This is a genomic window from Streptomyces sp. NPDC054794 (genome assembly GCF_053611585.1).
On the sequence record NZ_JBSHAQ010000019.1, the window covers coordinates 22189 to 35234 of the forward strand.

Genomic DNA, 13046 nt, shown 5'->3' on the forward strand with positions numbered 1-13046 from the left:
TCGAGGCATGACTCCCGCCAGTACCGGGGCGCCCACTGCCGTGGGCGCCGTCCCGACCGTCCCCGCCTCCGATTCCCGTATGGCCCCCGGCGGTCCCGGTTACCGCAGGATGAGCTTCGCGCTCTTCCTCGCCGGTGTCGCGACCTTCGCGCTGCTGTACTCCACTCAGGCCCTGCTGCCGCTGATCTCCGGCGAGTTCGGGGTGGCGGCGAGCGAGGCGAGCTGGACGGTGTCGGCCGCGACCGGTGGCCTGGCGCTGTTCGTCCTGCCGATGAGCGCCCTGTCGGAGCGCTTCGGCCGCCGTACGGTGATGACGGCCTCGCTGGCGGTCGCGGTGTCGGTCGGCATGCTGGTCCCCTTCGCGCCCTCGCTGAGCACGCTGGTGGTGCTGCGGGCGGTCCAGGGCGCGGCACTGGCCGGGCTGCCGGCGTCGGCGACCGCGTATCTGGCCGAGGAGGTGCGCCCCCGGGCGCTGGTCACGGCGATCGGTCTGTTCGTGGCGGGCAACAGCGTGGGCGGGATGAGCGGCCGGATCGTCACCGGCTGGATCGCGCAGGAGTGGGGCTGGCGGGCGGCCGTCGGGGTCGTCGGCGCGCTGGCGGTCGCGTGCGCGGTGGCGTTCCGGCTGCTGCTGCCCGCGCCCCGGCACTTCACGGCGGGCTCGCTGCGCCCGCGGGTCCTCGCCCACACGGTCCGCGACCACCTCTCCAACCCGCTGATGTGCCGCCTGTACGCGATCGGCGCGCTGTTCATGACGGTGTTCGGCGGTGTGTACACGGTCATCGGCTACCGCCTGACGGAGGCGCCGTTCTCGCTGCCGCAGGGCATCATCGGCTCGATCTTCCTGGTGTACCTGGTCGGAACGGTGTCGGCGTCGACGGCGGGCCGGCTGGTCGGCCGCCTGGGCCGGCGCGGCGCGCTGTACCTGGCCGGCACCACCACCGCCGCCGGTCTGCTGGTCTCCCTGGCCGACTCGCTCCCGCTGGTCCTGCTGGGCCTGGTCCTGATCACGGCGGGCTTCTTCGCGGGCCACGCGGTGGCCTCCTCGGCGGTCGGCAAGACGGCGACGACCGGCCGCGCCCAGGCCTCCGCGCTCTACCAGACCGCGTACTACATCGGCTCCAGCGCGGGCAGCACGATCGGCGCGATGGCCTTCCACACGGGCGGCTGGACCGGCACGGTCGGCATCGGCATCCTCGCGGTCCTCGGCGTCGTCACGATCACGATCCTCGGCTCACGAGCGGCCCGTTCGTCGGCACGCGCGGAGTTCGCCGCCGCGCACTGAGCCTTCCTCGCCGCCTCGCCCCTCCTCTACGTTTCCCCTGCTCAGGGTCCGCTGTCAGTGGTCGCCGGTAGCGTCCGCGCGGCAACCGGACCGAGCAGGGGGTTTTCACATGGAGTTCCGCATCGAACGCGGGGTGTTCGCCGAGGCCGTGGGGTGGGCGGGGCGGGCGCTGCCGTCGAAGTCGCCGGTGCCGGTGCTGGGCGGGCTGCTGCTTCAGGCGGGTGCGGGGCGGCTGACGGTGTCCGGTTTCGACTTCGAGACGGCGGCGCGCATCGAGGCGGACGCGGAGACGGTCGCGCCCGGCCGGGTGCTGGTCCTCGGGCGCAGGTTGCTGGACATCTGCCGGGTGCTGCCGGAGGGGCCGGTGAGCTGCGTTCTGGAGGGGACCCGGTTCACGGTGGAGGCGGGCGGGACGGAGTTCGGGCTGTCGACGCTGCCGCTGGGAGAGTACCCCGCGCTTCCGGCGGAGCCCGCCGCGTACGGCGCCGTGGACGCGGCCGGATTCGCCACCGCCGTCGGACAGGTCGCCGTCGCCGCCGGCCGGGACGACACGCTGCCGGTGCTGACGGGCGTCCAACTGCGCCTGGAGGGCGAGGAGATGACGGTATCGGCGTCGGACCGCTACCGGTATGCCGTACGCCGGCTGCCGTGGAAGCCGGAAGCGGGGGCGGGCGAGAGCACGGGTGCGGGCGAGGTGGCGGTGGAGATGTTGCTGCCCGCGCGACGGCTGCTCGACGTGGCGCGGTCGCTGGCCCGGTGCGGGAGCGTACGGATCGGCCTGGACCCGTCGGCCGCGGCCGGTGGCGGGCCGGTCGGCTTCGAGGGCGGGCGGATGCGGTCGCTCGTACGGCGGCTGGACGGGCGGCTGCCGGGCTACGGCTCGCTGTTCGAGTTGCCGGGGGCCGCGGTCGCCGAGGTGGAGTGCGGGGCGCTGGCGGAGGCGGTGCGCCGGGTGTCGGTGGTGGCCGAGGCGAACAGTCCGGTACGGCTGGACTTCTCGGCCGGGGACGGGTCGGTTCGGGTGCGGGCCGGGTACGGGGACGACGTGGCGGCGCAGCGGCTGCCGGCGGGGCTGACGGGGGCCGAGGAGGTGACCGTGGCGTTCAATCCGGCGTATCTGCTGGACGCGCTGAACTCGTTCGAGGGGCCGGGGCTGCGGATGGAACTGCTGGGGGCGGGGCAGCGGGCGCTGCTGAGCTCGGTCGCAGAGGCGTCCGGAGGGGACGCGGGGTCCGGCACCGCTCACCGGCATCTGCTCATGTCCGTGGAGCAACTGGTCTGAGACCCACGCCGACCTGGCCCTTTGTGGACTCCGGGGGCCATTGTCAGTGGGCTGCGGTAGCTTCCGAAGTGCTGGAGCGCGAAGGCGCGTCACAGGAACGGCCACAGGGGTGGGTGGACGATGGGCAACACCACGGCGACGACGGACCTGGACCTCGCACTGGAGAAGCACCGGACCGAGCTGACCGGGTACTGCTACCGCATGCTGGGTTCCTCCTTCGAGGCCGAGGACGCGGTGCAGGACACCCTGGTCCGGGCCTGGCGGAGCTACGACAAGTTCGAGGGCCGCTCCAGCCTCCGCTCCTGGCTGTACCGGATCGCGACGAACGTCTGCCTGGACATGCTGACCGCGGGCAACAAGCGGGCCCGGCCGATGGACCTGTCGGACTCGACCCCGCTCGCCCAGGCCGCCCTCTCGCCCCGCCCGGACAACACCTGGCTGGAGCCGGTGCCGGACGCCCGGGTGCTGCCCACGGTCGACGACCCGGCGGAGGCGGCCGTCGCCAAGGAGTCGATCCGCCTCGCCTTCATGGCCGCCCTGCAGCAGCTGCCGCCCAAGCAGCGGGCGGTGCTGATCCTGCGCGAGGTGCTGGCCTGGAGGGCGAGCGAGGTCGCCGAGCTGCTGGGCACGTCGGTCGCCTCGGTCAACAGCGCCTTGCAGCGGGCGCGGGCGACGCTGGCCGAGCGCGAGGACAAGGGGGCTCGGGCGACGGTCTCCGACCCACTGGACGAGGAGCAGCAGAAGCTGCTCGACCGCTATGTGGCGGCCTTCGAGGGGTACGACATGACGGCGCTGACGGCGCTGCTGCACGAGGACGCCGTCATGACGATGCCGCCGTTCGACCTGTGGCTGACCGGCCACGACGACATCACGGGCTTCATGACGACCCTGGGCGCCGCCTGCGCCGGCTCCCGTCTGCTGCCGGTCCAGGTCAACGGCCTGCCGGGCTTCGCCCAGTACAAGCCGGATCCGGAGGCCGGCGGGTACACCCCCTGGTCCGTGCAGGTCCTGGAGATCTCAGACGGCCGGCTGACCGGGTTCCACTTCTTCCTCGACACGCAGCGGTGGTTCCCGCTGTTCGGGCTCCCCCTCCATCTCGAAGCGAAGCCCGACGAGATCGAGGAGGGCAGGTAGCGCCGGGTCGGGATCCCGCAGCCGTATCCGGCCCCCGGCCCGCCGGGCGGCCAGCTCCAGCCGGGCGAGCAGATCGACGACCCCCAGCCCGGGCGGCCCGAGCCCACCCACGTCACACACGACGACCCCACCTCCGGCCGCCTCCAACAGCGCCCGCACATCGTCACAGAGCCCGCTCACCTCGTCCTTGGTGACGGGTCCGGGCAGCACGAGCACGGTGGGTGTGTTGGCGTCCACGTGCTGTAGACCGGGCGGGCGGGGCTAACTCATCGGGGTGCGATGAGTCCTACTCGGCCGGGAACTCGCTGGTGTCGATGACGAGGTCGAAGGGAGCGGGGATCTTGATTGCCTCGCCGAACTTGGCTGTGCTCAGCGGGCGGTAGACGTCGCCCTTGGGCTCTCCGTAGAGCGTCACGGTGGGGCCGTCGGGGGCCCAGCGGTCGACGAGGAGGTAGAGCGGGATGCCCGCGGCGGCGTAGGCAGCGGGCTTGCTGACTCGGTCGTGTCGAGCGTTGGACCTGGAGGTCACCTCGACGACGAGTTCGGCAAGAGCGGCCGGAATATGGGAGTCCGCCTCCGGGTGTTCCAGTACCGGAGTCACCAGCAGGTCCGGTATGAGCATGCCCAGACGCGAAGGCACGGCAATCGCAAGGGTCTGGAGGATTTCCCCATCCTCGGGGATGACCGAGTACAGGCGACGCTGGATGCGAGCCGCGATCACGTTGTGGCGAAACGCGGGAGCGGGTGACACGGTGATGATCCCCTCGATGATCTCCACCTTGCTGCCCTCGGGCCAGTCCATCTCCTCCCAGAACCGGACGAGGTCGTCCCAGCTCTGCTCGGGGTCCTGGCTCACGGTGAGTGCGCTCATGGCGGTCTCCCATCGGTGCGTCACCGATGCAAGCATGCCGAACGGGACCGGCGGTGGTCCACCGATCCCGTTCACCCGAAAGGGAAAATGCCTGGTCAGGCGATACGTTCCAGCACCACCGGGGTCGTGGAGAACTCCGTGCCGGGGGCCGCGATGTCGTACGAACCCTCGACCGCCTGGAGCGCGTAGGCGAAGCGCTCGGGGGTGTCGGTGTGGAGGGTCAGGAGGGGCTGGCCCTCGGTGACCGTGTCGCCGGGCTTGGCGTGGAGTTCGACGCCGGCGCCCGCCTGCACCGGGTCCTCCTTGCGGGCGCGACCCGCGCCCAGGCGCCAGGCGGCGATGCCGATGTCGTAGGCGTCGAGGCGGGTCAGCACGCCGGAAGCGCCCGCCTTCACCACGTGCTGCTCCTTCGAGGTGGGCAGCGGGGCGTCCGGGTCGCCGCCCTGGGCCGCGATCATCCGGCGCCAGACATCCATCGCCGAGCCGTCGGCCAGGGCCTTCGCCGGGTCCGCGTCCTTCACGCCGGCGGCGTCGAGCATCTCGCGGGCGAGCGCGATCGTCAGCTCGACCACGTCCGCCGGGCCGCCGCCCGCCAGGACCTCGACCGACTCGCGGACCTCCAGGGCGTTGCCCGCCGTGAGGCCGAGCGGGGTGGACATGTCGGTGAGGAGCGCGACCGTCTTCACGCCGTGGTCGGTGCCCAGGCCCACCATGGTGGAGGCCAGCTCACGCGCGTCCTCGATCGTCTTCATGAAGGCGCCGGTGCCCACCTTCACGTCCAGGACCAGGGAGCCGGTGCCCTCGGCGATCTTCTTCGACATGATCGAGGAGGCGATCAGCGGGATCGCCTCGACCGTGCCGGTGACGTCCCGCAGGGCGTACAGCTTCTTGTCGGCGGGCGCGAGGCCGTCGCCGGCCGCGCAGATGACCGCGCCCGTGGTGTCGAGGACGTGCAACATCTCCTCGTTGGAGAGCAGCGCGCGCCAGCCGGGGATCGACTCCAGCTTGTCCAGCGTGCCGCCGGTGTGGCCAAGGCCGCGGCCGGACAGCTGGGGCACGGCGGCGCCGCACGCGGCGACCAGCGGGGCGAGCGGCAGCGTGATCTTGTCGCCGACGCCGCCCGTGGAGTGCTTGTCGGCGGTCGGGCGGGACAGGGACGAGAAGTCCATGCGCTCGCCGGACGCGATCATCGCGGCGGTCCAGCGGGCGATCTCACGGCGGTTCATGCCGTTGAGCAGGATGGCCATCGCGAGCGACGACATCTGCTCGTCGGCGACCACGCCGCGCGTGTACGCGTCGATGACCCAGTCGATCTGCTCGTCGCTGAGCTCACCCCGGTCCCGCTTGGTGCGGATGACGGAGATGGCGTCCATGGCCATGGTGTGCGTTCCTTCCGGGAGGTGCGAAGCGCGCGGCCCCTCCGATCGGATCTGCTCGGAGGGGCCGCGGTGGAGTTACTTGCTGAGATGGTCCGGGCCGAAGGCCTGCGGGAGCATCTCGGAGAGCGGCAGGACGCCCGCCGGGGTGTCCACGAGGAGGTCGGGGCCGCCGAACTCGTACAGCAGCTGCCGGCAGCGCCCGCACGGGACGAGCAGACCGCCCGTGCCGTCCACACAGGTGAAGTGGGTCAGGCGGCCGCCGCCCGTGCGCACGAGCTCGGACACCAGCCCGCACTCGGCGCACAGGCTGATGCCGTACGAGGCGTTCTCGACGTTGCAGCCGGTGACGGTGCGCCCGTCGTCGACCAGGGCCGCGACGCCGACCGAGAAGCCGGAGTACGGGGCGTAGGCGTGGGACATGGCCTCCCGCGCCTCGGCACGCAGCACCTCCCAGTCGAAGTCCGCGGCCGAGGTCACTTGCCCTGTCCCTTCCGGTACGGCATGCCGTCCGCCTTCGGCATCCGCAGGCTCTGCGCGGACAGCGAGAGGACGAGCAGGGTGACGATGTACGGGGTCGCCGTGACGAGCTGGCGCGGGACCTCGTTCGTGGTGGCGTACCAGACGAACATCAGGGCCGAGATCACAACGGTGACAACGGCCGGGACGACCTTCTTCTTCCAGGCCAGGTACGCCGCCCCGAACACCAGCAGGATCGCGAGGAGCAGGATCAGCGCGTGGACGTTCACCGTGCCGCCGCGCAGGTTGAGGCTGTCGGTGTAGCCGAACAGGCCCGCGCCCAGGGCGAGGCCGCCCGGCATCCAGTTGCCGAAGATCATCGCGGCGAGACCGATGTAGCCGCGGCCGGCCGTCTGGCCGTCCAGGTACACGTTCGAGGCCACGATGGACAGGAACGCGCCGCCCAGGCCCGCGAAGGCACCCGAGACGATCACCGCGATGTACTTGTACTTGTAGACGTTGACGCCGAGGGACTCGGCCGCCACCGGGTTCTCACCGCAGGAGCGCAGCCGCAGACCGAAGGACGTGCGCCACAGCACCCACCAGGTGACCGGGACGAGCGCGACCGCGATGACGGTGAGCGGCGACAGGTCGGTGACCAGACCGCCGAGCAGTCCGCCGATGTCCGAGACCAGGAACCAGTGCTTCCCGTTGAGCGTGTTCAGCCAGTCCGAGAGGCCGGGGACGTCGAAGGTGCCGAGCGAGTCGATCGGCGGGGACTGCTTGGAGGAGCCGCCCTCGGCGGTTTCGAAGGTGAACTTCGAGAGGTAGCGGGTGACGCCCAGCGCCAGGATGTTGATCGCCACACCGGAGACGATGTGGTTGACGTTGAAGGTCACGGTCGCGATGGCGTGCAGCACGGCGCCGAGGGCGCCGCCGATGATGCCGAAGACGACACCGGTCCACGGACCCCACTGGTAGCCGGCCCAGGCGCCGAACCAGGTGCCGAGGATCATCATGCCCTCAAGGCCGATGTTGACGACGCCGGAGCGCTCGGACCACAGGCCGCCGAGGCCCGCGAGGCCGATCGGCACCGCGAGGCGCAGGGCCGTGGACATCTGGCCGGTCGAGGTGATGCCGTCCGCGCCGGTGATCAGGCGGACGATCGAGGTGAGCACCAGCACGCCCGCGATGATCAGCAGGAGTACCGGGAGGGACATACGGCGGCCGCCCTTGCCGGGCTGCTTCGCCTTGGGCTTGGCGACGGTCGCGGTCGACATCAGGCCGCCACCTCCTTCTTGGTGTTCTTGGCGGCGGCGGCCAGCTCGGCGCCGACCCGGCTCTGCTGGCGGCGCAGGCCCCACTGGCGCACGAACTCGTACGAGATGACGACCGCGAAGACGATCAGGCCCTGCATGATCGTGGCGATCTCCTTCGGGTACGCCTCCGGGGTCGCGTAGTCGAGGGCGGGCGAGGCCTTGTCGAGGAAGGCCCAAAGAAGTGCGGCGAAGGCGATGCCGCCGGGGTTGTTGCGGCCGAGCAGGGCGATGCCGATGGCGGTGAAGCCGAGGCCGGCCGGGAAGCTCAGGCTGTAGGTGTGGGCCTCGCCGAGCAGCAGGGGCAGGCCGGACAGACCGGCGATCGCGCCCGAGATCAGCATGGCGATCAGCACCATGCGCTTGGCGCTGACGCCGGAGGCCGCGGCGGCGGTCTCGGAGGCGCCGGTGGCGCGCAGGTCGAAGCCGAAGCGGGTGCGGTTGAGAACCACCCAGTAGCCGATGCCCAGCAGGACGGCGAGGAAGACGAGACCGTAGATCTCGCCGGCGTCGCCGCCCATGTCGATGCCGGGGATCCAGCCGGATTCCTTCATGATGCCGGTCGTCGAGTTGTTGCCGACGTTCACGCCCCACACGTCGGTGAGGGTGACGTAGCCGATGACGCTGGTGGCGATCGCGTTCAGCATGATCGTCGCAACGACCTCGCTGACACCCCGGGTGACCTTCAGGACACCCGCGATGCCGGCCCAGAAGGCGCCGGTGCACATGGCGACCAGCAGCAGCAGCGGGACCTGGAGGAAGCCCGGCAGCGCCACGTGGGCACCGACCACGGCGGTCATCACCGCGGCGAGGCGGTACTGGCCGTCGACGCCGATGTTGAACAGGTTCATCCGGAAGCCGAGGGCGACACCGATGGCGGCGATGTAGTACAGGGACGCCTGGTTGATGATCAGGACCTGGATGTCCGAGTACGGCAGCTGCTGCAGCATCAGCGTGTACGGCTCGATCGGGTTCTTGCCCGAGGCGAGCAGGACGATCGAGGTCAGCGCGACCGCGAGGACGAGCGCGGTGACCGGTCCGGCCACCGCGAGGAGCACGCGCTCCTTGTCGAACTTCTTCATCGGGCCTCGTCCTCCGGACCGGCGTCGTCGTCGGTGGTCTCTACGTGTTCCAGGTGGCCGGACGCGGCGCCCGTCATGGCCGAGCCCAGCTCCTCCGGGGTGATCGTGGCGGGGTCGGCGTCGGCGACCAGCCTGCCGTTGTAGATCACGCGCAGGGTGTCCGACAGGCCGATCAGCTCGTCCAGGTCGGCGGAGATCAGCAGCACGGCCAGACCCTCGCGGCGGGCCTCCCGGATGCGGTCCCAGATCTGCGCCTGGGCGCCCACGTCCACGCCACGGGTGGGGTGGGCGGCGATCAGGAACTTGGGGTCGTGGCTCATCTCGCGGCCGACGATCAGCTTCTGCTGGTTGCCGCCGGACAGGGAGGCCGCGGTGACGTCGATGCCGGGGGTACGGACGTCGTACTCCTCGACGATCCGGCGCGTGTCGGCCTGGGCGCCCTTGGGGTCGAGCCAGAAGCCCTTGGCGTTGGGCTTCTCGGTGACGTGGCCCAGGATGCGGTTCTCCCAGAGCGGGGACTCCAGGAGCAGGCCCTGGCGATGGCGGTCCTCGGGGATGTAGCCGACGCCGGACTCGCGGCGCTTGCGGGTGGCCCAGGGGGTGATGTCCTCGCCGAGGAAGTGCACGGTGCCGGAGTCGGCGTTCTTGGTGCCGATGAGGGCGTCGATCAGCTCGGTCTGGCCGTTGCCCTCGACACCGGCGATGCCCATGACCTCGCCGGCGTGGATGGTGAAGGAGACGTCGTCGAGGACGCGCTTGGCCGCGCCGGGGGTGGTGGCCTCGGTGAGGACGTCGGCGCCCGGCGCGGCACCGGCCGAGCCGGCCGTCGCGGTCTCGGGCTGTGCGCCGAGCTCCCCGAGGGATGCGCCGCCGCGGGCGTACACGGTGAGGTTCCTGACCTCCAGCACGGCCCGGTCGGTCACCGTCGACTCGGCGGTCTCGGGGCTGGGCAGCTCGCTGCCGACCATCAGCTCGGCGAGCTGGCGCGGGGTGGTCTCGGCGGGGACCGCCGTGCCCACGGTGGTGCCGCGGCGGATGACGGTGATGTCGTCGGCCACGGAGAGCACCTCGCCCAGCTTGTGCGAGATGAAGATGACGGAGAGACCCTCGGACTTGAGCTCGCGCAGGTTGTCGAAGAGCGCGTCGACCTCCTGCGGGACCAGGACGGCGGTCGGCTCGTCGAGGATCAGGGTCTTGGCGCCACGGAAGAGGACCTTGAGGATCTCGACGCGCTGGCGGTCGGCGACGCCGAGGTCCTCGACGAGCACGTCCGGGCGGACGCCCAGGCCGTAGCGGTCGGAGATTTCCTTGATCTTCTTGCGGGCGCCGCCGCCGATGCCGTACAGCTTCTCGCTGCCCAGCACCACGTTCTCCAGCACGGTCAGGTTGTCGGCCAGCATGAAGTGCTGGTGGACCATGCCGATGCCGCGGGCGATGGCGTCGGCCGGGGAGGAGAAGCTGACCTGCTGTCCGTCGATCACGATGGTGCCCTCGTCCGGCTTCTGCATGCCGTAGAGGATCTTCATCAGGGTCGACTTGCCGGCGCCGTTCTCGCCGACCAGGGCGTGCACGGTGCCCTTGCGGACGGACAGGTGGATGTCGTGGTTGGCGACGACTCCGGGGAATCGCTTGGTGATGCCCGCGAGCTCTACCGCGACGATCGACGGAGCGGTGAGCGGAGGGCTGCTGGACGCGTCGATGGCGCACTCTCCTAGGGGAAAGGGGCCGCTCTACGCGCGTAGCGCCCCTGCTTTAAATAGTGCCCGGACCTGACCGATCTCGTTTCGCACTCGACTCGATCCGTTCCGAGCATTCTGCCGTGCGAACGGGGCGCGGGAAGAATCCTCCCGAGCCCCGTTCCGTGGCCGTAACGCTGCCATTGCAGCGCCCTTTTGACCATGCCTACGACGGGCCTATGGCGCTCCGGTCAGGAGGTCTTCACCACGATGCTGCCGTTCTTGATGCCCTCTTCGGCCTTCTTGACGGCGGCCTGGAGGTCGGCGTTGCTCTTGAAGGCCGGGTTGGAGTCGGAGATGCCGACGCCACCGGACTTGAGGTCGCCGCGGATCTCGCCGGACAGCGGCTTCTTGTCCTTGAGGACCGACTTCGACAGGTCGTACACCGCGCCCTCGACGTTCTTGAGGGCCGAGGTCAGGATGTACTTCTTGTACTTCGCCAGCGGGGCCTGGTTGTACTGGTCGGAGTCCACGCCGATCGCCCAGATCTTGTGCTCGGCGGCGGCCTTGATGACACCCTGGCCGGACAGACCGGCGGCGGCGTAGACGACGTCGGCGCCGGCGTCGATCTGGCCCTTGGCGGCGTTCTCACCCTTGTCCGGGCTGGAGAAGCCACCCTCCTGCGCCGTCTGCGTCAGGTACTGCGACTCGACCTTGATCTTCGGGTTGACCGACTGCGCGCCCTGCTTGAAGCCGTCCTCGAACTTGTGGATCAGCGGGATGTCCACGCCGCCGATGAAGCCGATGTGGTTCTTCTTGGTGGCCTTGGCAGCCGCGACACCGGCGAGGTACGAGGACTGCTCCTCGTGGAACACCATGTCGGCGACGTTCTTCGCCTGCGTCTGGTTGTCGTCGATGATGCCGAAGGAGACCTTCGGGAACTTGGCGGCGACTTCCTTGACAGCGGGGGCGTAGGAGTAGCCGACGCCGATGATCGGGTTGTAGCCCTGCTTGGCCAGCGTCTCCAGGCGCTGCACCTTGTCCGCGTCGGACTCGCCGTCCTGCGGCTCGATGTCCCGGGCGCTGACGCCGAAGTCCTTCTCGGCCTTCTGGAGGCCGGCGAAGGCGGCGTCGTTGAAGGACTGGTCGCCCTTGCCGCCGACGTCGTACGCCAGGCCGATGCCCTTGGACTTGTTGTCGCCACCCGAGGACGAGGTGGACGAGCTGCCACAGGCGGAAACAGAGACGGCGAGCGCTGCGGTTGCAACGCCAGCAAAAGCGATTCGGGACACCCGGCGCATGGAACTTGACTCCTTTGTGCAAGCGCCCAAACCAGGCGCTGGTTCCGCCGCAGCGTAACGCGCGTAGACCAGACGGAAAACCCCCAATGTCCGGTCCGTTATCTAGCTGTGGCCACTGTCACGGCGAACGTCACGCACAGCAGTGCGCCCCTTGCGGGAGGCAAGGGGCGCACGGCCAGGGCGAAGCCCGGGCGGGCGGCGCGGAACGCTGTCAGGCCAGGGGAATCACTGGGTGTTGACGGTGATCTTGCCGTCGATGATGCCCTGCTTGGCCTTGTCGACGGCGGAGACGACGTCGGTCAGCGCCTTGTACTTCGGGTTGGTGTCGGCGAAGCCCACACCGCCCGACTTGAGGTCGCCGCGCACCTCACCGCTGAGCGGCTTGCCCTCGTGGACCGACTTGGCGAGGTCGTAGACCGCGCCGCCCACGTTCTTCAGGGCCGAGCCGAGGATGTAGTCCTTGTACTGCGCCAGGGCACTCTGCCCGTACTGGTCGGAGTCCACGCCGATCGCCCACACCTTGTGCTCGGCGGCGGCCTTGATCACGCCCTGGCCCGACAGACCCGCCGCCTGGTAGACGACGTCGGCGCCGGCCTCGATCTGGCCCTTGGCCGCGTTCTCGCCCTTGTCGGGGCTGGAGAAGCCGCCCTCCTGGGCCGTCTGCGTCAGGTACTGCGACTCGATCTTGATCTTCGGGTTGACCGACTTGGCGCCCTGGTCGAAGCCTGCCTCGAACTTGTGGATCAGTGGGATGTCCACGCCACCGATGAAGCCGATGTGGTTCTTCTTGGTGGCCTTGGCAGCCGCGACACCGGCGAGGTACGAGGACTGCTCCTCGTGGAAGACCATGTCGGCGACGTTCTTCGCCTGGATGGTGTTGTCGTCGATGATGCCGAAGGTGATCTTCGGGTGCTTGGCGGCGACTTCCTTGACGGCCGGGGCGTAGGAGTAGCCGACGCCGATGATCGGGTTGTAGCCCTGCTTGGCCAGCGTCTCCAGGCGCTGCACCTTGTCCGCGTCGGACTCGCCGTCCTGCGGCTCGATGTCCCGGCCGCCCATCTTGAACTCGGTCTGGGCCTTCTTGAATCCCGCGTACGCGGCGTCGTTGAAGGACTGGTCGCCCTTGCCGCCGATGTCGTACGCCAGGCCGATGCCCTTGCCCGAGTACTTCCCGTCCTTGGACTCGGTGGACGAAGAGTCCGTGCTGGACTTGCCGCATCCGGCGGCCGCGAGGGCGACGACCGCGACGGTCACCGCAGCTTGG

At 70.0% G+C, this 13046-nt stretch carries 12 protein-coding genes; 3 read left to right on the forward strand and 9 right to left on the reverse strand.

The window, feature by feature from the left end; translation table 11 throughout:
* The first annotated feature begins 7 nt into the window (after positions 1-7).
* The 3 genes from ACWGKT_RS21190 (at position 8) to ACWGKT_RS21200 (ending at position 3701) form a co-directional block, all read left to right on the forward strand.
* Entirely contained in the window at positions 8-1285 is a 1278-nt protein-coding gene (locus tag ACWGKT_RS21190) for an MFS transporter (RefSeq protein ID WP_453274909.1), read from the forward strand.
* Positions 1286-1394: 109 nt separating this feature from the next.
* A complete protein-coding gene (dnaN, locus tag ACWGKT_RS21195; protein WP_453274910.1) occupies positions 1395-2567 on the forward strand; it encodes a DNA polymerase III subunit beta in 1173 nt (390 codons plus the stop codon).
* A gap of 120 nt (positions 2568-2687) precedes the next feature.
* Complete coding sequence (locus ACWGKT_RS21200; protein ID WP_453274911.1) at positions 2688-3701, forward strand: sigma-70 family RNA polymerase sigma factor; 1014 nt, start codon at positions 2688-2690, stop codon at positions 3699-3701.
* Here ACWGKT_RS21200 and ACWGKT_RS21205 read toward each other — a convergent pair.
* The 9 genes from ACWGKT_RS21205 to ACWGKT_RS21245 form a co-directional block, all read right to left on the reverse strand.
* Positions 3585-3938 carry an STAS domain-containing protein gene (locus ACWGKT_RS21205; RefSeq protein WP_453274912.1) on the reverse strand — a complete coding sequence of 118 codons (354 nt, stop codon included), beginning with the start codon at positions 3936-3938 and terminating at the stop codon, positions 3585-3587. The two genes, ACWGKT_RS21200 and ACWGKT_RS21205, sit on opposite strands and share 117 nt — an antisense overlap.
* A 49-nt stretch (positions 3939-3987) precedes the next feature.
* On the reverse strand, positions 3988-4572 hold the full coding sequence (locus ACWGKT_RS21210; protein WP_453274913.1) for a Uma2 family endonuclease: 585 nt from the start codon (positions 4570-4572) through the stop codon (positions 3988-3990).
* Between the two features lie 95 nt (positions 4573-4667).
* Positions 4668-5951: a thymidine phosphorylase gene (locus tag ACWGKT_RS21215; protein ID WP_453274914.1), complete on the reverse strand. Its 1284-nt coding sequence runs from the start codon at positions 5949-5951 to the stop codon at positions 4668-4670.
* A gap of 75 nt (positions 5952-6026) precedes the next feature.
* Positions 6027-6428: a cytidine deaminase gene (locus tag ACWGKT_RS21220; RefSeq protein WP_356143436.1), complete on the reverse strand. Its 402-nt coding sequence runs from the start codon at positions 6426-6428 to the stop codon at positions 6027-6029.
* Positions 6425-7687 carry an ABC transporter permease gene (locus ACWGKT_RS21225; protein ID WP_453274915.1) on the reverse strand — a complete coding sequence of 421 codons (1263 nt, stop codon included), beginning with the start codon at positions 7685-7687 and terminating at the stop codon, positions 6425-6427. Before ACWGKT_RS21225 ends, ACWGKT_RS21220 begins: the two co-directional genes overlap by 4 nt.
* Positions 7687-8805, reverse strand: a complete 1119-nt coding sequence (locus ACWGKT_RS21230) for an ABC transporter permease (protein WP_453274916.1) — start codon at positions 8803-8805, stop codon at positions 7687-7689. Before ACWGKT_RS21230 ends, ACWGKT_RS21225 begins: the two co-directional genes overlap by 1 nt.
* Positions 8802-10466 (reverse strand): ABC transporter ATP-binding protein, encoded by a 1665-nt coding sequence (locus ACWGKT_RS21235; protein ID WP_453274995.1) that lies wholly within the window; start codon positions 10464-10466, stop codon positions 8802-8804. The genes ACWGKT_RS21230 and ACWGKT_RS21235 overlap by 4 nt, the downstream gene beginning before the upstream one ends.
* Positions 10467-10732: 266 nt before the next feature.
* Complete coding sequence (locus tag ACWGKT_RS21240) at positions 10733-11782, reverse strand: BMP family lipoprotein (RefSeq protein ID WP_453274917.1); 1050 nt, start codon at positions 11780-11782, stop codon at positions 10733-10735.
* A gap of 225 nt (positions 11783-12007) precedes the next feature.
* Positions 12008-13036, reverse strand: a complete 1029-nt coding sequence (locus ACWGKT_RS21245) for a BMP family lipoprotein (RefSeq protein WP_453274918.1) — start codon at positions 13034-13036, stop codon at positions 12008-12010.
* Positions 13037-13046 lie beyond the last annotated feature (10 nt).

Excerpts from the sequence above, each read along its gene's own strand:
- ACWGKT_RS21240 (WP_453274917.1), bottom strand. The coding sequence starts at position 11,782 with ATGCGCCGGGTGTCCCGAATCGCTTTTGCTGGCGTTGCAACCGCAGCG.
- dnaN (WP_453274910.1), top strand. The coding sequence starts at position 1,395 with ATGGAGTTCCGCATCGAACGCGGGGTGTTCGCCGAGGCCGTGGGGTGG.
- ACWGKT_RS21210 (WP_453274913.1), bottom strand. The coding sequence starts at position 4,572 with ATGAGCGCACTCACCGTGAGCCAGGACCCCGAGCAGAGCTGGGACGAC.
- ACWGKT_RS21200 (WP_453274911.1), top strand. The coding sequence starts at position 2,688 with ATGGGCAACACCACGGCGACGACGGACCTGGACCTCGCACTGGAGAAG.
- ACWGKT_RS21225 (WP_453274915.1), bottom strand. The coding sequence starts at position 7,687 with ATGTCGACCGCGACCGTCGCCAAGCCCAAGGCGAAGCAGCCCGGCAAG.
- ACWGKT_RS21190 (WP_453274909.1), top strand. The coding sequence starts at position 8 with ATGACTCCCGCCAGTACCGGGGCGCCCACTGCCGTGGGCGCCGTCCCG.
- ACWGKT_RS21230 (WP_453274916.1), bottom strand. The coding sequence starts at position 8,805 with ATGAAGAAGTTCGACAAGGAGCGCGTGCTCCTCGCGGTGGCCGGACCG.
- ACWGKT_RS21215 (WP_453274914.1), bottom strand. The coding sequence starts at position 5,951 with ATGGCCATGGACGCCATCTCCGTCATCCGCACCAAGCGGGACCGGGGT.